Here is a 20,880-nt window from a genome sequence, read left to right on the forward strand (position 1 = left end):
TGTTTTCTCCTCGCGAGAGTCAGGGGATCCCCTTCATCTGGCTGAAAATGTCTCGGGGGGTCCGGGGGGCTGGCCCCCCGGCCGCTTTCACATCAATCCTTCAGACTTTCTTCGCGCAGACCGTCTGCCAGCAGGTTCAAACCGAGAACCAATGACAACAGCGCCAGCGCCGGAGGAAGGGCAGGGTGCAGATAGACCGACAACAGCTTGCGCCCTTCATTGATGGTCGACCCCCAATCCGGACTTTCTGGCGGCAGACCCAGGCCAAAGAAGCCCAAGGTACCCAAAAGGATCGTGGTATATCCTATCCGCAGACAGAAATCGACGATCAGAGGGCCGCGCGCGTTGGGCAGGATTTCCCACAGCATGATGTACCATGGTCCTTCACCCCGCGTCTGAGCCGCGGCCACATAGTCGCGGGTTTTGATGTCCATCGCCAACCCTCGCACGATGCGGAACACCGTGGGTGAGTTCACGAAGACCACCGAAACGAAGACCACAAGGATGCCAGCGGGAACGTCGAAAAGGTCCAGGAAGGTTGGCAGACCCCAAATGCCGTAGGCGTCGGTGTTAACCACATACCCACCTGTCGAAATCAGCGATAGGTACAGCCAGAGCGCGACACCCAGAACACCAATCAAAAGAGGCGTGCGGAATGTCGGCCGTGTGTAATAGCGCGAGTTCAATAGCACCCCAAGAAAGATGATCGGAAAGATGAAAAGAACAGCGGCCATGTAGTTTGGAACACCGGTTGCCACGATCTCGGGCGTCACCAGTAAGTAGAACAGCAAAATGACCGGGAAGGCGAGGATCAGGTTCGCAAGGAAAGACAGCAACGTGTCCAGCCGCCCACCGTAGTAACCTGCAGGCAAACCCAGCGTGATCCCGACCATGAAGGCAAACATCGTCGCCAGAGGCGCGATCTGCACCACAATCCACGCGCCCTTGACCATTCGGCTAAAGACGTCGCGGGCCAGGTTGTCGCCCCCCAGCAGGTACCACGCATATTCTCCGTCCTCCACGCTGGGCAAAGGCGTTCCGGGCACTTTGTTCTTCATCCCTGAGACTTGTGATAGCGAGTCATGCGTCACGATCAGGTCAAGCGCGCCAAAAATCCCGGTGAAAACCCAGAACATCACAAGGCCAAAACCGATCATGCCAATCGGACTGTCAAACAGCTTGCCATAGAGTCCCAATTTGCGTTTGAACGCGATGGACATTGCGTACAGCAGGATCAACGAAAACCAGACGGGCAGGAATTGCTGCATCATTGCGCCGATTATACCTGCGCTGGTTCCCATCAAAATGCCCAAGACGATATAGGCAACAGCAAGCCCGACACTTGCCAGAAAGCTGTATCGCATCAGGGCTTGGATTAGGTTTCGTATGCCAGATCCCGATGTCAGCGTTCCGTCGGGGTTCACCGTCATCTGAGGTTCGGGCAGAACGATACTGGCCAATATCCAAGCCAGGATCGATGCGGTCATAAGAACGAGCGCAATCGCCAAAAGCGGGTTCAGGAAGGCAATAGAGCCGGTCCAGGTTAATGGTTCCATGATCTCTGCCTCCTCACGAAATACGAATACGCGGGTTCAGGTAGACATAGCCGATATCGGATATCAGCTGGGTCACCAGCACCACAAAGACTGACACGACCGAAATCGCCAGCAGCAATTGGATGTCGTTGTTGCCTGCTGCCTGAACCAACGCCCAGCCAAAGCCCTTGTAGTTGAACAAGGTCTCGACGATCACCACACCGTTCAGCAGCCATGGGAACTGCAGCATGATGACGGTGAAGGGGGCGATCAGCGCATTGCGCAACGCATGTTTCATCACGATGTTGGGGAACGAGACACCTTTCAGGCGCGCGGTTCGGATGTACTGCGCCGTCATCACCTCGGTCATCGAGGCGCGGGTCATCCGGGCGATATAGCCCATCCCATAAAGCGCGATTGTCAGCACGGGTAAGAAGAAATTCTCAAACGTCGGATTCTCCATCGCCTGTGTGGCCGTGCCCTTGAACCATTTCAGCCCCACGGCAGAGGACGTGAAGATCGCGATGAAGATCACGCCTGATACGTATTCCGGCGTTGCCGTTGTTGTGATGGCAAAGGTGGAAAGCGTCCGGTCGGTGGCCGAGCCTTCCTTCATACCCGCCAAAATACCCAAGATCAGAGCTGACGGCACCATTAGCAGCATCACCCAGAACATCAGCCGTCCGGTCAGGGCAAGACGTGTCCCGACAACGGTCGAGACCTCTTCTTTGAAAACGGTGGAATAGCCCCAGTACCCCTGCAGAATACCACAGAAATTCGGAGACTCTTCGGCTGTCTTGCCGGGCAAGATACATCTGCCCTGAACTGTGCCGTCTTCATTCGTGTGCCGATAAGATGGCAGGATTCCCAACCATTCACCGTATTTCACGGGGGTTGACTGCAGATACCCACCTTTTTCCAGAAAGCTCTCGACCTGCTCGTCGGACATACGGAAGTTGCCCTGCGTCTTAGCAAGTTTTTCGAGGTTCGGATAAAGGTTCGTCAGGTAGAAGACCAGAAAGGTAAGGCACAGCGCTGTCAAAAGCATGATGCCGACGCGCCTTAAGATGAATAATCCCATGTTAGCCCCTGTTGGTAGGCTCGCGCATCGGTCGCCGGACCGTGCGCATCGCTGTTGTTTTGGTCGCCGTCGTCAGGATGAAAAGGCCGCGCCCGTCAGGCGCGGCCTTGTGTTGTTCGGCTTAGGAAACGAGGCCGAATTTATAAAGCTGCGGAAGGTCCGCGATGTGCTTTTCGACACCGACCATGTTGTCGCGATGGTGACGCATCGCTGTGCGCCAGTAAGGCTGGATGGTCACGCCTTCTTCGATCATGATCGCCTGCAGCTTGGCCATCACTTCGCGGCGTTTGTCCACATCTGCGATCGAGTTCGCCTCGGCCAGCAGTTTGTCGAACTCTTCGTTGGCGAAACCGGATTCGTTCCATGCAACACCCGACTTGTAGGCCAATGCCAGAACCTGCGTGCCCAGAGGACGGTGGTTCCAGTTGGTCGAGGAGAATGCGTATTTCGTCCAGTCGTTCCAGAAGGTCGAGCCCGGAAGGATCGTGTGTTTGGCCTTGATCCCGGCATCGTTAAGTTGTGCAACAACAGCCGCAGTGGTGTTCCGGCGCCAGTCATCGTCGATGGACTGAACTTCGTGCTCGAAATCAGCCATACCCGCTTCTTCCATCAGGGCTTTTGCACCTGCCGGATCATACGGGATACGGGTCACGGCCGAGTCGTACTCGGGGTGCATCGGACCCACGTGGCAGTTTTCCGCAGGAATACCATAGCCAGACATGCCCAGCTCTAGGCAGACCTCATTGTTGACGGCCATTGCCAGCGCCTGACGAACCCGCTTGTCGCCGTAGATCTTGTTGCCGCTATCGTCCTCGGCCAGCTGGTTCGGGCGGATGACGATGGTAAAGCCAGACGGGATTTCCGAGCGCACCAGGCCGATACCATCAAAGATGTCGACGAATTCGCCCACCGACTCCCAATTCATATCGATTTCTTCGGCTTCGTATGCAGCTAGAAACGCGGCAGGGTCGGTGCCGTAGTCGATGAACTCGATCCGGTCGATATAGCCGCCTTTGCCGGCCTCATATCCCCACCAGTCAAAGCCTTCGTTACGCACCAGCACGCCCTTAACGCCAACTTCGTGGCTTTCCGGGATCATAAATCCAGTACCGATCGGGTTGGCCAGCATGTTGTTTGCGTCAAAGCTGCTGTGAACAATGGCACCCGGATAGTCTGCCATGCCCGGGATGATGGTAATATCCGGGGCGTTGCATTTCAGTTTTACAGTGTGCGAGTCGACCACGGTGATGGCACCGTCCGCCGCCTTTTGGGTGGCTTCATCGACCAAAGACGCCATGCGTGACGCCATGGAATTGCCCTCTAGGGTCGCATCGCACCAGCCGGTGATATTGCGCGCGACGTCTTCGGCGGTGAAATCGTCACCGTTGTTCCACTTGACGCCTTTACGCACGTTCAGCGTGTATTCGGTCGCGTCAGCATTGGCTTCCCAGCTTTCCAGCAACATGGGTTTGAATGAGCCGTCATTGTTGTATTCAACCAGATATTCAAGCCAACCTGCGGTGAAGGTGGCAATCTGTGTCCAGTCGTAGGTGCGCGGATCTTTCAGCGCACGCACTTCCATCTGGTAGCGGATCGTGCCGCCGCGCTGTGGTTCTTGCGCGACTGCGGGTGAGCTTAGGCCGATCATTCCATAGGCGGCAGGAACAGCGACACCCAATGCCGTGGCGCGGGCCATGAACTCCCGCCGGCTGAGCTTGCCGTCACGAAATTCCTGTGCATGCATTTCCGCCGCCCAGTGCATCGGTGCTCCGGTCAAGGTTTGCTTTGTCATTAATGTCTCTCCCTGTGACATAGATTTTTATGATTGAATGTAGAACCGCTCAGGCCCGGCAGGCGCGGGTGGCAGGCTCTCGGGTTTCCGTTTTTGTGATACTGAACATCCCCATGCGTTCATTCGGCACCAGAAATCGGGTCAGGTCAACGTTCGAAATCGTCATTCAGGGTACAAAAACGACATTCGTCGGGGTCGGTTGCCGCTAACACCGATCGAGTCTGGACCTGCGTTACATTGGCTGATCGGTCTGAAGGCAGGGGATTCGACATATTCGCGCGGGGCACAAAACACGCCTGAGTAGTCAATCAAAAAAATGTGGTATCACTTTGAGAAATCAACGCGATTCCAGTCTTTCATGCGCGCACGGAACCATGTCCGCTGACGTTTGGCAAATTGTCGGGTCGAGATTGTGGCGCGTTCACGGGCGGCCTCGAGTGTCATGTTGCCGTCAAGGTAGGCCATAAGCTCGGGAACTCCGATGGCCTTGAAAGCAGAAAGCGACGCATCGTAGTGCGCACGCATGGCTTTGACCTCTTGCAATGCGCCGGTGTCCAGCATCAGATCAAATCGCAGGTTGATCCGGTTCAGCAACCACTGTTTGTCCACGTCGAAAACGATGGGCACTGTATCCGCGATGTTCAAAACCGGAGGCGGTGTGTCGTTCTGCCAGTCGCGTAGGCCGCGACCGGTCGCGCGCAGAACCTCCCACGCGCGCTGAACTCGTGCGCGGTTCTGCGTGTCGATCCCCGCCAGAGTTTCGCGGTCAACGCCACGGATCAGATCGGGTAGGGTAAGCTGATCCGCCTCGGTCCTGATGTCGGATGGGGTTGCCGGTATGTCAGCCATACCTTCTGTCAGAGCGGAGAAATAGAGCCCGGTTCCACCCACTATGATGGGGCGTTGAGGTCCGCTCAAAAATGGTTTGACCTCGCGTAGCCAATGGCCGGTGGAATAGTCCTGATCATAGGCGATATGCCCATACAACCGATGGGGTGCGCGCGCTTCGTCGTCGGCGGATGGCCGGGCTGAAATTACCTGCCAGCACGCATAGACCTGACTGGCATCGGCATTCACGATGACACCGCCGAAGGTTTCAGCGATCCGCAACGCCAGTTCGGATTTGCCCGAGGCTGTGGGCCCGGCAATTAGCACAGGTTTATCGGTGGGAATGGGGGGCAGGCGGTCCCAAATCTGCGATGTGTTCGTGTTGGCCATCCAAGAGTGCCTTGTTCCTCATGATCCGCATTGAACCCGCAGAGGTTTTGCTTCATTTTGCGGCGAAATAAAACCCGTGCCAGCCCGGAGCGCAACATGAGCCTTTCCCCCGAAACCGACACCCCGAAAACCAAATACAGTCGCGTGATGCTGAAAATTTCAGGCGAGGCGCTTATGGGCGATCAGGGCTTTGGCCTGCACCCGCCGACGGTTCAGCGCATCGCGCAAGAGGTGAAATCCGTGCACGATCTGGGGGTCGAAATCTGCATGGTCATCGGCGGAGGTAACATTTTCCGCGGTCTGAGCGGCTCAGCGCAAGGGATGGAACGGACGACCGCTGACTATATGGGGATGCTGGCGACGGTTATGAACGCGCTTGGGATGCAGTCAGCACTTGAGGAAGTTGGGGTTTTCACGCGTGTGATTTCGGCCATTCGCATGGATGAGGTTTGTGAGCCCTATATCCGCCGCCGCGCTGTACGCCACCTTGAAAAAAAGCGTGTGTGCATCTTTGCTGCCGGAACGGGTAACCCTTATTTCACGACAGATACCGCCGCCACGCTACGCGCGAATGAAATGGCCTGTGAGGCGATATTCATGGGCAAGAACGGTGTGGATGGGGTGTATGACAAGGACCCCAAGGAACACGCGGATGCAGTGCGCTATGACACGGTCAGTTATGATGATGTTCTGGCAAAGCGTCTGCGGGTCATGGATGCCTCGGCTATTGCGCTGGCGCGTGACAATAACCTGCCGCTGATCGTGTTCGGCCTGGATGAACCGGGCGGGTTCCGCGGTATTCTTGCAGGTGAAGGAACCTATACCAAAGTTCAGGGATAAGCCTCGTCCCCAAAGACCGGACATTCTGTATTCAAGTGCTTGACGCGGACGCGAACGCTGGGCAACTTGGCCTGGTCTTTGCGACCGCAGGGGCTGCCATCGCGAACGCGAAGGCTTGGCTGGAAGACCCGCCATGATTTCCGAGGTACCCGGAATCATGCACCGGTGTCCTCATGGATTGACGTGCATGATCTAAGGAGCCTCGTGCCATGAGCACTCTCGATATCGATTTCGTTCGGTCGCAGTTTCCGGCCTTTTCCGAACCTAGCCTTCAAGGGCAGGCGTTTTTTGAGAATGCAGGCGGATCCTATACCTGCAAACCGGTTTTGGATCGCCTGTTTCGTTTTTACACCCAGCGCAAAGTGCAACCCTACGGTCCTTACGAAGCAAGTCGGCTGGCGGGTGAGGAAATGGACGAAGCCCGCGTCCGCATGGCAGCGATTCTGGGGGTCGATACTGACGAGCTGAGCTTTGGTCCCTCCACAACTCAAAACACCTATGTATTGGCGCAGGCGTTCCGGCGCTGGATGCAACCCGGAGAGGCGATCATTGTGACCAATCAGGATCACGAGGCCAACTCAGGTCCCTGGCGCCGCCTTGCTGAGGAGGGTATCGAGGTCCGGGAATGGCAGATCGACCCCGAGACCGGATCGCTGAACCCGCATGATCTGGAAAACCTGTTAGATGAAAAGGTGCGTCTGGTCTGTTTTCCGCATTGTTCGAATGTGATCGGAGAGATTAATCCGGTAACCGAGATCACTGCGATCGCTCATGCCGCTGGCGCGTTCGTGTGTGTGGATGGTGTTTCTTACGCGCCGCATGGGTTCCCCAATGTTGGAGATATGGGGCCGGATATCTATCTGTTCTCGGCCTACAAAACCTATGGCCCTCATCAGGGGTGCATGGTCATGCGACGGTCGCTGGGTGAGTTGCTGCCAAACCAGGCGCATTATTTCAATGCGGACAGTTTGTACAAAAGGTTTACGCCTGCCGGGCCTGATCACGCTCAGATCGCGGCCTGCGCGGGGATGGCGGATTACGTCGACCTTCTGTGCGATCATCATGGCGGCCCACAAAGCGGCGCGACCGAGCGGGGTGCGTTTGTGCACAACTTGATGCGAGGGCAAGAGGTTGCAATGCTGCAACCTGTTTTGGACGCCGTGAAGGATCGCAATTCGGTCCGGCTGATCGGGACCTCTGACGCGACCTGTCGTGCGCCAACCGTAGCTTTGGCTTTGGAACAAAATGCCGAAGATGTGGCGAGCAATCTGGTCAAGCACGGGATCATGGCCGGGGGCGGAGATTTCTACGCAGTTCGCCCACTTGAAGCGATGGGTGTCGATCTGACCCGCGGTGTGCTGCGTGTCAGTTTCACTCATTACACGTCTGAGAACGAAATCAACCAGTTATTGGAAAGTCTTGACACCGTTTTGTGATCCGGTTTTCGCCCTGTTTCGTATAAAAGAAAATACAAAGGGCGATCATGGAAAACGAGCAGTCACCGATCATCATTTGGTACCGGCGGGACTTGCGCCTGTCGGATCACCCAGCTTTGAACGCAGCAGTTCAAAGCGGTCGTTCCGTCATTCCCGTTTACATACTCGACAATCTTGCTCAGACGCTGGGTGCTGCGCCTAAATGGCGACTGTCGCTAGGGCTGGAAGCGCTGCAGCAGCGTTTGACGCAAGTTGGCAGTCGGTTGATCCTGCGGCAGGGAAACGCCATCGAGGTTTTGCAACAACTTGTCCGCGAAACCGGAGCATCTGCAGTGTACTGGACCCGCGCATATGATCCGGACTCCATTGAGCGGGACAGCAGCATCAAGACAACGCTGAAGGACCAAGGGGTCGAGGCAAAGTCGTTTTCCGGCCATCTGCTGTTCGAGCCCTGGACAGTAGCGACGAAGAGTGGACAACCTTTCCGCGTGTTCACGCCGATGTGGAGAGCTGTGCAACACAGGGACGTTGACCCACCGGTGCCAACTCCGAACCGCCTGATTGCGCCGCCAGCTTGGCCAAAGTCGGATGACATTGGGAGTTGGGCCATGGGGGCGGCAATGAACCGAGGCGCCGGAGTGGTCGCGCAGCATGTGCGCGCAGGTGAAGAGGCCGCCTTTGACGTTCTCGAAGCGTTTGTTGGTCGTGTTTCTGACTATTCCAACGATAGAGACCGGTTGGATTACAACGGAACATCGGCCTTGGCCGAATATCTCTCACTGGGTGAGATAAGCCCACGGTCGATCTGGCATCGTGTTCGGATCTCTGAGATGAATGGCGTGTCGGGTACGGGTGCGTATCTGCGCCAACTTGTGTGGCGCGAATTCGCGTATCACCTGATGTTTCACACTCCGCATCTGCTTGGCGACAACTGGAAACCAGAGTGGGACGCATTTCCGTGGCGTTTCGATGAAGATAACCCAAAGGTAATTGCCTGGAAAACAGCAAGAACGGGTATTCCCGTCGTAGATGCCGGCTTGCGCGAGATGTACGTAACCGGGCGGATGCACAACCGGGCACGGATGATCGTCGCAAGCTATCTGACCAAGCATCTGATGACTCACTGGAAAGTCGGCTTGAGGTGGTTCGAGGATTGTTTGGTGGACTGGGATCCTGCATCGAATGCGATGGGATGGCAATGGGTGGCAGGCTCGGGGCCTGACGCGTCGCTCTTCTTTCGGATTTTTAACCCCGTGACACAACAAGAGAAATTTGACCCATCATCCGCCTATGTACGCAAATGGGTGGCCGAGGGCCAGACTGCTCCGCCCGATACCGCCTTGGCGTATTTCGAAGCGATCCCTCGGGCCTGGGGCCTGGAGCCAACGGATAACTATCCGGCTCCCATCGTTTCATTGTCCGAAGGACGAGCACAGGCACTGGCCGCCTATGAGCACCGGAAAACCCAGTAAGGAACTGAAAACTTGCCAGAAACACAAACTCGGCCTAGCCTGAAACAACAACCGCACAGGGGAGAGCGGATGATCCTGACCACCACAGACGGACAGAAAGGCCTGCCACGCTATTTTGGGCAGGTTGTAAAAATGCTGAACAAGATGGAATACGGCCGCCTGGATATCGCGCTGCCGGATGGCCGTGTTTTCCGAGCCGAAGGTACAAAGCCCGGGCCAATTGCGCGGGTCGATATTCACAACCCGGACGTCTTTGCCCGGCTGATCCGAGAGGGCGAATTGGGGTTCTCGGACGCCTATTTGGAAGGCGACTGGAGCACACCGGATTTGCGGTCTTTCATGGATTTGGTCCATTTGGGAACCGAGACCGTTTACGACGATTTCACCGGTAAGTTTCTGGTTCAAGCCTATGAGAGGCTTCGCTTTTGGTTGAACGGAAATAGCCGTAAGCAAGCCAAAAAGAATATCTCTTATCACTACGATTTGGGCAATGAATTCTATGCCATGTGGCTGGATGATACGATGACCTATTCCAGCGCGCTGTTTGAGACTGGGCAGGAAAGTCTTGAGAAGGCGCAAACCGCCAAATACGCCAGTATGGTTGATGAGATGGGGGCAAAGCCCGGTGATCACATCCTTGAAATCGGCTGTGGCTGGGGGGGATTTGCTGAATATGCAGCAAAAGAGCGTGGCCTACGGGTCACAGGCCTGACGATCAGCGAGGAGCAGTTGAAGTATGCCCGGCAACGCATTGATAAAGCGAGATTGTCCGATATGGTCGAGTTCAAGTTGCAGGACTACCGTGATGAGCGTGGCCAGTATGACGGCATCGCATCAATTGAGATGTTCGAGGCGGTTGGTCAAAAATACTGGCCAGTCTATTTCGAAGTTGTGCGCGAACGTTTGAAGCCGGGTGCTCAGGCGACTTTACAAATTATCACCGTGGCAGATCATCGTTGGGAGATTTACCGCAATGGTGTTGATTTCATTCAGAAATATATCTTTCCCGGCGGTATGCTGCCTGCACCTTCGGTGCTGAAAGAGCAGGTCGCTCAGGCAGGTTTGAACGTGGTGACGTCCAAGGAATTCGGCAAAAGCTACGATCTGACTCTGCGCCGCTGGTATGACACGTTCAATGATAAATGGGACGTCATTTCTGAGATGGGCTTTGATGAGCGTTTTCGCCGCATGTGGAATTATTATTTGACTGCCTGCGGCGCAGCCTTTGACACCGGCAATTGCGATGTGACACAGATTACTGTAGCAAAACCAATGTAATGAACGGACCCACCTGATGCCCACTGCTGCGCGACTTGTAGCCTCCATTTGTCTTTTGGTGGTGGCCTTTTTAGTTTCGAGCATGATCATCGCTAATGGGGAAGATGGTAAGGACTACGGTATCTTTACCTACGTGAACATGATCATTGCGGTTGCGTGCGGCTGGAAAATCATGGGAAAGCGAGCTGGCAAAGGGTGGACGTCCGGACTGAACAACGGTTTGACCGGGGTTGTCTCATTGGTTTTCTGGGGCCTGTTTGTTCAAGGGTGCAACGAAATGTTCCGATTGGCTATGCGCCATCGGTATGACGGACCATTTGAGGCACTGTTGGCCATTTTCCAGATTGGCATTGAATTTGGTCAGCAGTTGTTAGCACCAGAAATCCTGTGGACGCTCGGGATCGGTGCTGTGATCGCGGGTCTCGCCACGGAAGAGGCCAGTCGCCGCTGGCGGTGAGGGCTACTGGCACTACGAGGGTAATTTTGTGTCCGCATTGTTTTTCTATGGAACGCTTCGCCATCTGCCTTTGTTGGAGACCGTTCTGGATCGACCGCTCACCGACTTGCAGATAAGAGACGCAGTTCTGCCAGACCACGCGGTCTATGATGTTCGGGACGAGCATTTTCCGATGATTTGCTCTGAAACAGGCCATAATGCCCCGGGGCTGGTGGTTGAAGGGCTCGGGCCAGAAGACCTGAAGCGGTTAAAGTTTTATGAGGCCGGTTTCGACTTTGATATGGAGCCTCACACTTTGAACCTCACTGATGGTTCTCGCATTTTGGCAAGCGTGTTCTACCCGCAGCCGGACTTGTGGACCTCTGACGGTCCCTGGTCCTTGCAGGATTGGGTGGACGACTGGGCGGAAATGTCAGTGTCAGCGGCGCAAGAGGTGATGGGCTACTATGGCAAGGTCGACGCTGACCAGATTTCCCGCAGTTTTCCTGCCATTCGTACGCGGGCTTGGGCAAGGCTCGCCGCGCGCAAGCGGCACACTGGCGATCCGCGCGATGTGCGCAAAGACGTGGTCCTGCAACAACACGCGCGAGAGTATGTCGACTATTTCGGGATGGAAAGAATCGAGCTGCAGCATCGGCTGTATGATGGCTCGATGGGGCCGGTCGTACATCGTAGCGGGCTGATGCAGGGCAGTGCGGTTGTCGTTCTGCCCTACGATCCGATCCGCGATGCAGTCCTATTGGTCGAACAATTCCGGGCACCGGTCTTCATGGCCGAAGATCCGGAGCCTTGGATGTGGGAACCCGTCGCTGGAATGATTGACCCCGGCGAAACGCCGAAACAGGCGGCTCGGCGCGAGACACTTGAAGAGGCTCATGTAAATCTGTTGGTGTTGGAAAGCGCGGGATCAGCCTATTCGTCAAGCGGATCATCCACCGAATACCTTCATCTCTATGTTGGGCTGGCTGACCTAAATCAGACAGTCAACAATGGCGGCCTTGCTTCCGAGGGCGAGGACATTCGCACACAAATCCTGCCGTTTGTGGACTTCATGGACAGAGTTGATGCCCATGGGTTCAAAGATTTGCCGTTGCTGGCGCTGGCTCATTGGCTCGCGCGACATCGGAACCGTCTGCGCTCGTGATGATCGCTGCTTGTGGTTGGCGCGCTGCAACTGTAAATCTGCCTTGATCCGTAATGAAATGAGGGCGCCATGCGCATTGCGAAAGACCTTGCCGACGCAGTCGGAAAAACCCCGCTGATCCGATTGAAGCGCATTAGCGAGGAAACCGGATGCGAAATCCTTGGAAAGGCCGAGTTTATGAACCCCGGCCAATCGGTCAAGGACCGCGCGGCGCTCTATATCATCAAAGACGCCATCGCGCGGGGCGAGTTGAAGCCCGGTGGTACGATCGTTGAAGGAACTGCAGGCAACACAGGTATCGGTCTGGCTTTGGTCGGAGCTTCGATGGGCTTCAAGACCGTGATCGTGATCCCGGAAACGCAGTCCGAAGAAAAAAAGGACATGCTGCGCCTTGCCGGTGCGCAATTGGTGCAGGTGCCTGCCGCGCCCTATCGCAACCCTAACAATTTTGTCCATTACTCGCGCCGTCTGGCCGAGGAACTGGCGCAGACCGAACCCAATGGCGCGATCTGGGCAAACCAGTTTGATAACGTGGCCAACCGTCAGGCGCATGTGGAAACTACGGGCCCCGAGATTTGGGAGCAAACCGGGGGCAAAGTCGATGGCTTTGTCTGTGCCGTGGGTTCCGGCGGAACGCTGGCCGGTGTCGCCGATGCTTTGCAGCCCAAGGGCGTTAAGATCGGTCTGGTCGATCCGATGGGGGCGGGGCTTTATTCCTATTACACCACTGGCGAAATCGCGATGGAGGGCAGCTCGATCGCCGAAGGCATCGGGCAGGTGCGCATCACGAAGAACCTCGAAGGCTTCAAGCCCGATTACGCCTATCAGATGACCGACAATGAGGCGCTGCCGCTCATCTTCGACCTGCTGCGCGAAGAGGGGCTGGTCATGGGCGGTTCGACCGCGATCAACATGGCGGGTGCTGTGCGTTTGGCCAAAGACCTAGGGCCGGGCCATACTATCGTGACAATCCTGTGCGACTATGGAACGCGCTATCAGTCCAAGCTGTTCAACCCGGAATTCCTGCGTGAAAAAGAGCTGCCGGTGCCTGATTGGATGACCGAAGCCCCGCGCAGCATACCCGGCGTGTTCGAGGACGTGTGATGCTGCGACAGGTCCGCCTGCTCCTAGCGCTTGTCTCAGTTTGTCTGGCGGTTCTCTGCGGCCCTGCGGCTGCTCAGCTTTCCGACCGACAGAGCGAGTACTATCAGGGTTGGGTCAAAACGGCGGACCGAGCAGAAGTAGTGATCGAGGCCGACCGGGCCTCGAATGCATCGCTTGAAAACCTACGTTCGGAAATTCATGCCTATCGCGATGATTTCAATCGTGCGCGTGGTGCAAATACCGAACGCATACAGACGCTTGACGCTCAGATCGAGGCGCTTGGGCCGAAGCCCGAAGGGGATGCGAGCGAACCCAAAGACATTGCCGCCCTGCGCGCGCATCTTGAAGAGCAACTGAATGCGCTTCAGGTTCCTAGGATTATCTCGGAAGAAGCGTTCAGCCGCGCCAACGGTTTGATCGCAGAAATCGATCAGCTTCTGCGTAACCGCCAGACCAAAGAGCTGTTAGAGCGCGGTCCGTCTCCGATTAACCCAATCTATTGGGGGCCAGCATGGACAGATGTTACCGAAGCAGCCCGCGGCCTGTTCAACGAAGCCCGAAGGAATCTGCAAACTGATGTAGCCCACGGGAAGTTGCGCAATCAGGGCTTGGGTATTTTTGTACTGGTGGTTCTCGCCGGGGTACTGTTGTTCTACGGCAAGCATTGGTCCGAGCTTGCAGGGAGCTACTTGCGTAAGCTGGGCGGCCGAGGCAGTGGTGTTTGGACGTTCCTGACTTCACTACTGCGTATTATTTTACCCTGGCTTGGGGTCTGGTTGATCGTCAAGGCGATCGTAATGACCGGGGTGCCGGGCTTGCGTGGCACTTTGCTGTTGGAAAACATCCCGTATTGGGCTGCGATCATCCTCTACTATGACTGGATTGGCCGACAGGTTTATGTCCTGCAAGAGGCGCAGGGATTTAAGCGTCTGACCGCGAAGCGGGTGGCCGAACTGCGGGTCTATCTCGATCTGCTTGCAGTCCTTTTGATCCTGCACGAATTGGTGAATCTATTCGAGCAGATCGAGAATATCTCGGACGCGACGCGCGCGGTTGTGGGTTTCCCTGTGACAATCATTACGGCACTGGTTCTTTTGCGGGTGCGTCAGGTGCGCAGCACCGAGGTCGTCGTGGACTCGGATGAGACCGGCGCGACCCGAGGCGCGGGTTTGGCGCAGTTGATAGAATTCCTGCGTCGTGCCCTGTTTCTGCTGGGTATTGCCAGCCCGGTGCTGGCAGTGGTCGGTTATACCAACGCCGCCGAGGCGATTGTTTATCCTGCTGTCAAATCCCTTGTTCTCATTGCGGCTCTGGTCATCGTTCAGCGGTTCCTGACTGCTGTTTACGGGTGGGTCACGCGACAGGGCGACGCGGCCAAGGATTCCCTGTTTTCCGTCTTGATCGGCTTTGCGATGGCCATTTTCGCCATCCCTGTTCTGGCAATCTACTGGGGCGCGCGCCAGACGGATTTACTTGAGGTTTGGTCGCGTATCCTGCTGGGATTCGATGTCGGTGGCGTGACAGTTTCACCGAAGAATTTCTTTACCTTCCTGATCGTCTTCTTGATGGGGTATGGCCTGACACGGATGCTTCAAGGGGGGCTGCGCAGCTCTTTGCTGCCAAAAACCAAGATCGATCCCGGCGGCCAAAACGCGATTGTCGCGGGGACAGGCTATGTCGGCATATTCCTTGCCGCCCTTTGCGCCATCATGGTCGCCGGGTTCGACCTTTCTTCGTTGGCCATTGTGGCCGGTGCGTTGTCGGTCGGAATTGGTTTTGGCCTGCAGACCATTGTTTCGAATTTTGTTTCAGGCATCATCCTTCTGGTCGAGCGTCCGATCTCGAAAGGCGATTGGATCGACGTCAACGGGATGATGGGTTATGTGCGCGATATTTCGGTCAGGTCGACGCGGATCGAGACCTTCGACCGATCCGATGTGATCGTCCCCAACTCGGATCTGATTAGCGGTGTGGTGACCAACTACACCCGCGGCAACACAATCGGGCGGGTGATTGTTCCTGTCGGCGTTGCCTACGGAACCGATACTCGCAAGGTCGAAAAAATCCTGGGCGAAATTGCAAATGCGAACCCGATGGTTCTTGCCAACCCTGCTCCCAGTGTTGTGTTCCAGGGCTTCGGCGCGGATTCTCTGGATTTCGAAATCCGTGCTATTCTAAGGGATGTGAATTGGATGCTGTCTGTAAAGTCAGACATGAACCATGAGATCAACCGTCGCTTTGTTGAAGAGGGCATCGAGATCCCGTTCGCGCAGCGTGACGTGTGGTTGCGCAACCCTGAAACTCTGCGCAACACCGGTCCAGAGGTGAAGGCTACCCCCAATTCCGAAGAGGGCTCCGCAGCCAAACCTGCGCCGATTAAAATGACAGAAGCCGACATGTCGGATGGCGACGGGGACGAGATTTGATCGGTTTTCCGGTCCCGCTCAGGAAGGTTGAATTTTCACCCTATTGGGGCCTTGCAAATCTGCAAGCGATAGTCCAAATATCGCCCGCACGGAGAGGTGGCCGAGTGGTCGAAGGCGCACGCCTGGAAAGTGTGTAGGCGGGAAACCGTCTCCAGGGTTCGAATCCCTGTCTCTCCGCCACATACCTCAAAAGTTGATTGGCGATGCTTGGTCTAACAAGTTTAGACACCTATGTGCTTTTCGCTCACCTCGGACGTCAAGTCGGACATGGCGCCACTCCAGACTGTGCGCCCGCGTGCTAGGATGGTTGCGGTGTCTGATACAGTGGCTAATTCTTTCAAGGACTTGTCGATCAAAAGGATTGCGACGCTGGTGTTCTGCTTTAACTGCCGCATTGCAGCCCAGATTTCCTGTCGGATGATGGGTGCGAGACCCTCGGTTGCTTCATCCAGAACAAGAAGACGTGGGTTCGTCATCAATGCACGACCGATAGCCAGCATTTGCTGTTCACCGCCAGACAATGAGGCGGCTCGCTGGTTTCCACGTTCATCCAGCCTTGGGAACAGACTTGCGACCCTGCGCAGATCCCATTCTCCGGGGCGGGCTGCAGCGATTAGGTTTTCGTGCACGGTTAAGTCCATGAAACACCTGCGCCCTTCGGGAACCAGACCTACACCGCTCCGCGCAACTTTGTGACTGGGTAGACCCTGCAAGTTCTTGCCATCTAAGGTGATCGTGCCTGAGGAACGGATCATCTGACAGATCGCCTTGACGGTGGTTGTCTTGCCCATGCCATTCCGCCCCAGCAATGCGGTAACTTCGCCCTCAGCCACGCGCAGATCGACACCGAAAAGCGCTTGGCTTGGACCATAGGCTGCCTGAAGGTTCTCGACCGTGAGAAAACTCATACTTCTTCTCCCAGGTAGGCCTCTCGGACATCCGCGCTTTGGCGGATGTCATCTGCTGATCCTGTGGCGATCACCGCGCCATAAACCATCACGCTGATGCGGTCTGCCAAAGCAAAAACGGCATCCATATCGTGTTCGACCAGCAGTATTGGGGCTTCGACGCGAAGTCCGTCGAGTAGAGCAGTCAGGTTCCGGGACCCCTCTGCTCCGAGACCGGCCATGGGTTCATCCATGACAAACGCGCGGGGTGAAAGCGTAAGCGCAACGGCGACTTCCAACTGTCGGCGCTGCCCGTGGCTGAGGCTGGAGCACTGTGTGTCGCGAAAATTCGCAAGGCCGACACGATCCAGTGCACCTTCTGCACGGGACCGTAAAGTTTTTGATTTTTGAGCGGCCCCCCAGAACCGCCATGAGGCCCCTTCGATTGCCAGACAGCCTAGAATCGCGTTTTCTAAAACAGTGTCTTCCATGCATAAGTCGGAAATCTGGAACGTCCGACCCAAGCCAGCGCGTGCGCGAACGTGGGGGGGCAGGGCCGAAACATCCCGATCATCCAACAAAACACGACCGGAATCGGGGTGGATTTCACCGCATATCTGCTTGATCAGCGTGGACTTGCCCGCTCCGTTCGGGCCAATGATTGCGTGGATTTCCCCTGGGTTGAGGTCGATTGACACATCGTGTGTCGCTGTCAACGCGCCGAACTGTTTGCTAAGTGCATCAGTGGCAAGGATGGGCTTAGACATGCGCACCCTCTTTCCCCGTGAGTAGGCCGATCAGTCCACCACGCCCGAACAGGACAATGCACAACAGGACGACTCCAAGGTAAACATGCCAATAATCGGTCAATGCTCCTAAAAAATGCTCGAGTGCTACAAAGACACAAGCCCCGATTACCGGCCCCATCAGCCGTCCAACGCCGCCAATCACGATCAATACGATAAGCTCTCCGGACAATTGCCAGCTAAACATTGTGGGCGACACAAACCGGTTGAGGTCAGCGAAGAGTGCGCCCGCCAATCCAGTTATTGCGCCTGAAAGAACAAAGGCCAGCAAACGAATTCGCGTAGGGTTCAGACCGACTGCCTGAACACGTGATCTGGTTTGGCGCGTGGCGTTCAGTGCCAAACCGAAGGGTGAAGCCTGAAGGCGGGCAAACAGGAACAACACGATGCAAAGAAGAGTGAAACAGATGCCGAAGAACTGAATTGGCACCAGCGTGTTTAAGCCGGGAAAACCGTTGCGCACATAAATGGACAATCCGTCCTCGCCGCCATATTGCGCCCATGAGATAGCAAAGTAGAAAAACATCTGGCCAAATGCGAGGGTGATCATGATGAAATAAACCCCGGTTGTGCGCAGTGACAGCATGCCGATGAAAAACGCGACCAGCGCCGAGATGACCATAGCCGACAGCCAGATCAACGGCATCGACGTTGTCCCATCAGTGCTGAACAGACCAAGGTTTAAGGTTGAATACGTCTGCGCGTGATAGGCAAGAATACCCATGGTATAGCCGCCAAGGCCAAAGAACGCAGCGTGGCCCAAGCTGACCATTCCGCCCAGACCCAATGCAAGGTTCAACCCAACGGCTGCTAGTGCAAGGACAACCGCTCGGGTGGCCAACGTGATCGTGAAAGGTTCGTCCATCGCCAATGCCCAAATGGGTAATACGAGCAGGCCAGTCAGAACGACGCCATTGATGTATCTTTCCGTAACTCTCATGCGCGGGCTCCGAACAAGCCAGTAGGGCGCCAGATCAGAACAAGCCCCATCAGTATGTAAATCCCCATCGAGGCAATGGCTGACCCGCTTTTTTGCGCTGCACCGGGCTCCATGAACAAGCCAAGGAATTCAGGAAGGAAAACGCCGCCCAACGTGTCGGTCAAACCGACCAGCAATGCACCAATGAACGCCCCTCGGATCGACCCGATACCGCCGATTACGATAACCACAAAGGCAAGGATCAGAACGGGTTCACCCATGCCGACCTGCACCGATTGAATTGCTCCAACCAAAGCGCCGGCCAGCCCGGCCAGAGCAGCTCCTAGGGCAAAAACGAGGGTGTAGAGTTTTGAGATATCAACGCCAAGTACCGCGATCATCTCTCGGTCGTTTTCACCGGCCCTGATCTGAATGCCTATGCGTGTACGTTCGATGAACAGCCATAATCCGCCCGCGATTGCCACACCGATGACGATCAGGCTTAGACGGTAAAGGGGGTATTCGATACCGCCGGGCAGGGTGACAGGCCCCGAAAGAGCTTGCGGGATATTCAAAAACAAGGGGAAAGACCCGAAAAACCAGCGGGTTCCCTCCGAAAATATAAGTATCAGGGCAAAGGTAGCTAGAACCTGATCCAGATGAGGTGCATCGTATAGCCTTCGTATGACAACAATTTCAATGATCGCTCCGGCAAGCGCAGCTGAGGCGAGCGCCGCAACTAGACCCAGAAAGAACGATCCTGTGGCACCGGCCACAGCGGCTGCTGCGAAAGCCCCGACCATGTAAAGCGAACCGTGGGCAAGATTGATCAGCCCCATGACGCCAAAGATAAGTGTCAGGCCCGCAGCCATCAGAAATAACATGACGCCAAATTGCAGACCATTGAGGATCTGCTCGACAATCAGGATCGAGGACATGGGAACTCCGGTGGTCTGCCTGCCGTCTGGTTGACGGCGGGCAGCAGTCGTTTCTTACATTTTGCACTCGGCGGCGTAGGCGTCCGAATGAGCTTCAAGCGCGGTGCCGATGATCTTGTTGGTAAAAACATCACCTTCCTTGATCACTTCACGCGCATAGATCGTTTGTACCGGGTGGTGGTTCGGGCCAAATGCGAAATCACCGCGCGTACTGTCGAACTCAGCGGCTCGCAGGGCTTCGCGGAACGCATTTGCGTCCGACGGATCGGCTTTCTCCAATGCGGATAAAAGCAGGTTCGCGGTGTCGAAGCCCTGGCTGGCATAAAGCGACGGCAGGCGGCCGTATTCGGCCTTGAAGCTATCGACAAAAGCCTTGTTGGTTGGATTGTCGATATCTTTGTTCCATTGCGAAGTGTTCACAACACCCAAGGCTGCATCACCCACTGCCTGCAAGATACCCTGATCAAAGCTAAAGGCCGGGCCGACGACAGGCAGATCGATTCCGCTGTCAGCATATTGCTTGAGAAAGGAAATCCCCATGCCGCCGGGCAGAAAGAAAAAGACACTGTCGGCGTCACTCGCGCGGATTTGGGCCAGCTCGGCGGCATAGTCCGTTTGACCAAGCTGGGTGTAAATCTCTCCGGCCAGGTCGCCATCGAAGAAACGTTTGTACCCGGTCAGTGCATCCGTACCCGCCGGGTAATTCGGAGCCAGAATGAAAGACTTCTTGTGGCCAGCATCATTTGCGTATGCTCCGGCCGCTTCGTGCAGGTTGTCATTCTGCCATGCCACGTTGAAATAATTCTGATGGCATCCTTTTCCCGCCAAGGCCGAAGGGCCTGCGTTGGGGGATAAATAGAACACGTTCTGGTTCACCGCTGCTGGAACGACGGCCATGGCAAGGTTCGACCAAATAATGCCTGTCATGACATCGACGCGTTCTGATTGAATCATCTTGTCTGACAGTTGCACCGCAATGTCGGGCTTGCGCTGGTCGTCCTCGATCACGACTTCGATGTCGTCACGTCCTGACTGTTCAATCGCCAGAAGGAACCCGTCGCGCACGTCAAGACCCAGGCCGGCGCCGCCGCCCGAAAGGGTAGTGATCATCCCGACCTTGACCTCAGCGAATGCTGATGTGGCTAGCAGCGATGCAGCTGATGCAGCCAGCAATAGCTTTTTCATTTTTCTCTCCCTCGTTGGTTAGCCACAGTTGATACTAAAAACGCGGGTCATGACCAGCCGAAGGTTTGAATTTCGTTGGAAAAACTGTTCAGACCTGCAATCAAGTTGCGGTTTTGGGTCATCAGACAACGCTTTGTCTTAAGATGGGCTCATTGCTGCCACATCGTACAGGCAAGAACGGCGCGAATATTTTGCGTGCAGCCCGTCTGCACGGGTGATTGAATGTGTCGCATTGGTAACTACGGTCTGAAAACTGGAACTTACCGATTAGCGGCGACCGGGTGTTAAGATATCAAGGGTTCCGACCCAATACGAAGAAGCTAAACCAAAGCGACGTGTTCCAACAGAAGCGAAATATTCGC

Annotated in this window: 17 protein-coding genes and 1 tRNA gene; 9 read left to right on the forward strand and 9 right to left on the reverse strand. The window is 55.7% G+C overall.

The window, feature by feature from the left end; translation table 11 throughout:
* Window positions 1-92: 92 nt before the first annotated feature.
* The 4 genes from GOW48_RS01610 to miaA form a co-directional block, all read right to left on the reverse strand.
* Complete coding sequence (locus GOW48_RS01610) at window positions 93-1,556, reverse strand: ABC transporter permease (protein WP_170750856.1); 1,464 nt, start codon at window positions 1,554-1,556, stop codon at window positions 93-95.
* Between the two features lie 13 nt (window positions 1,557-1,569).
* A complete protein-coding gene (locus tag GOW48_RS01615) occupies window positions 1,570-2,616 on the reverse strand; it encodes an ABC transporter permease (RefSeq protein WP_170353001.1) in 1,047 nt (348 codons plus the stop codon).
* Window positions 2,617-2,737: 121 nt separating this feature from the next.
* Window positions 2,738-4,408, reverse strand: a complete 1,671-nt coding sequence (locus GOW48_RS01620) for an ABC transporter substrate-binding protein (RefSeq protein ID WP_170750858.1) — start codon at window positions 4,406-4,408, stop codon at window positions 2,738-2,740.
* Between the two features lie 324 nt (window positions 4,409-4,732).
* Complete coding sequence (gene miaA, locus GOW48_RS01625; RefSeq protein WP_170750860.1) at window positions 4,733-5,626, reverse strand: tRNA (adenosine(37)-N6)-dimethylallyltransferase MiaA; 894 nt, start codon at window positions 5,624-5,626, stop codon at window positions 4,733-4,735.
* Between the two features lie 96 nt (window positions 5,627-5,722).
* Between miaA and pyrH the strand changes: the two genes are divergently transcribed.
* The 9 genes from pyrH (at window position 5,723) to GOW48_RS01670 (ending at window position 15,963) form a co-directional block, all read left to right on the forward strand.
* Window positions 5,723-6,466 carry a UMP kinase gene (gene pyrH, locus GOW48_RS01630; RefSeq protein WP_170353007.1) on the forward strand — a complete coding sequence of 248 codons (744 nt, stop codon included), beginning with the start codon at window positions 5,723-5,725 and terminating at the stop codon, window positions 6,464-6,466.
* Between the two features lie 209 nt (window positions 6,467-6,675).
* Window positions 6,676-7,902 carry an aminotransferase class V-fold PLP-dependent enzyme gene (locus GOW48_RS01635; protein WP_170750862.1) on the forward strand — a complete coding sequence of 409 codons (1,227 nt, stop codon included), beginning with the start codon at window positions 6,676-6,678 and terminating at the stop codon, window positions 7,900-7,902.
* A 47-nt stretch (window positions 7,903-7,949) separates the two neighbouring features.
* The gene (locus tag GOW48_RS01640; RefSeq protein ID WP_170750864.1) at window positions 7,950-9,374 is read left to right on the forward strand and encodes a cryptochrome/photolyase family protein; all 1,425 of its coding nucleotides are present in this window, start codon (window positions 7,950-7,952) and stop codon (window positions 9,372-9,374) included.
* A 69-nt stretch (window positions 9,375-9,443) separates the two neighbouring features.
* Window positions 9,444-10,652: an SAM-dependent methyltransferase gene (locus tag GOW48_RS01645; RefSeq protein WP_170750866.1), complete on the forward strand. Its 1,209-nt coding sequence runs from the start codon at window positions 9,444-9,446 to the stop codon at window positions 10,650-10,652.
* A gap of 16 nt (window positions 10,653-10,668) precedes the next feature.
* The gene (locus GOW48_RS01650; RefSeq protein ID WP_170353015.1) at window positions 10,669-11,109 is read left to right on the forward strand and encodes a TrgA family protein; all 441 of its coding nucleotides are present in this window, start codon (window positions 10,669-10,671) and stop codon (window positions 11,107-11,109) included.
* 28 nt (window positions 11,110-11,137) lie between these two features.
* Complete coding sequence (locus GOW48_RS01655; RefSeq protein ID WP_170750868.1) at window positions 11,138-12,253, forward strand: NUDIX domain-containing protein; 1,116 nt, start codon at window positions 11,138-11,140, stop codon at window positions 12,251-12,253.
* A 69-nt stretch (window positions 12,254-12,322) separates the two neighbouring features.
* Window positions 12,323-13,357, forward strand: a complete 1,035-nt coding sequence (locus GOW48_RS01660) for a cysteine synthase A (protein WP_170353019.1) — start codon at window positions 12,323-12,325, stop codon at window positions 13,355-13,357.
* Window positions 13,357-15,783: a DUF3772 domain-containing protein gene (locus GOW48_RS01665; protein ID WP_170750870.1), complete on the forward strand. Its 2,427-nt coding sequence runs from the start codon at window positions 13,357-13,359 to the stop codon at window positions 15,781-15,783. The genes GOW48_RS01660 and GOW48_RS01665 overlap by 1 nt, the downstream gene beginning before the upstream one ends.
* A 90-nt stretch (window positions 15,784-15,873) precedes the next feature.
* A tRNA-Ser gene (locus tag GOW48_RS01670) sits at window positions 15,874-15,963 on the forward strand.
* Window positions 15,964-16,004: 41 nt separating this feature from the next.
* Here GOW48_RS01670 and GOW48_RS01675 read toward each other — a convergent pair.
* From GOW48_RS01675 to GOW48_RS01695, 5 genes are read right to left on the reverse strand one after another with little or no spacing between them, the layout of a single operon-like run.
* The gene (locus GOW48_RS01675) at window positions 16,005-16,691 is read right to left on the reverse strand and encodes an ABC transporter ATP-binding protein (protein ID WP_170750872.1); all 687 of its coding nucleotides are present in this window, start codon (window positions 16,689-16,691) and stop codon (window positions 16,005-16,007) included.
* On the reverse strand, window positions 16,688-17,437 hold the full coding sequence (locus GOW48_RS01680; RefSeq protein ID WP_170750873.1) for an ABC transporter ATP-binding protein: 750 nt from the start codon (window positions 17,435-17,437) through the stop codon (window positions 16,688-16,690). Before GOW48_RS01680 ends, GOW48_RS01675 begins: the two co-directional genes overlap by 4 nt.
* Window positions 17,430-18,416: a branched-chain amino acid ABC transporter permease gene (locus GOW48_RS01685; RefSeq protein ID WP_170750875.1), complete on the reverse strand. Its 987-nt coding sequence runs from the start codon at window positions 18,414-18,416 to the stop codon at window positions 17,430-17,432. The genes GOW48_RS01680 and GOW48_RS01685 overlap by 8 nt, the downstream gene beginning before the upstream one ends.
* The gene (locus tag GOW48_RS01690; RefSeq protein ID WP_170750877.1) at window positions 18,413-19,333 is read right to left on the reverse strand and encodes a branched-chain amino acid ABC transporter permease; all 921 of its coding nucleotides are present in this window, start codon (window positions 19,331-19,333) and stop codon (window positions 18,413-18,415) included. The genes GOW48_RS01685 and GOW48_RS01690 overlap by 4 nt, the downstream gene beginning before the upstream one ends.
* A gap of 54 nt (window positions 19,334-19,387) precedes the next feature.
* Window positions 19,388-20,518 carry an ABC transporter substrate-binding protein gene (locus tag GOW48_RS01695; RefSeq protein WP_170750879.1) on the reverse strand — a complete coding sequence of 377 codons (1,131 nt, stop codon included), beginning with the start codon at window positions 20,516-20,518 and terminating at the stop codon, window positions 19,388-19,390.
* Between the last annotated feature and the right edge of the window lie 362 nt (window positions 20,519-20,880).

Source organism: Ruegeria lacuscaerulensis (genome assembly GCF_013033355.1).
In the GTDB taxonomy this organism is placed as follows: Bacteria; Pseudomonadota; Alphaproteobacteria; order Rhodobacterales; family Rhodobacteraceae; genus Ruegeria; species Ruegeria lacuscaerulensis_A.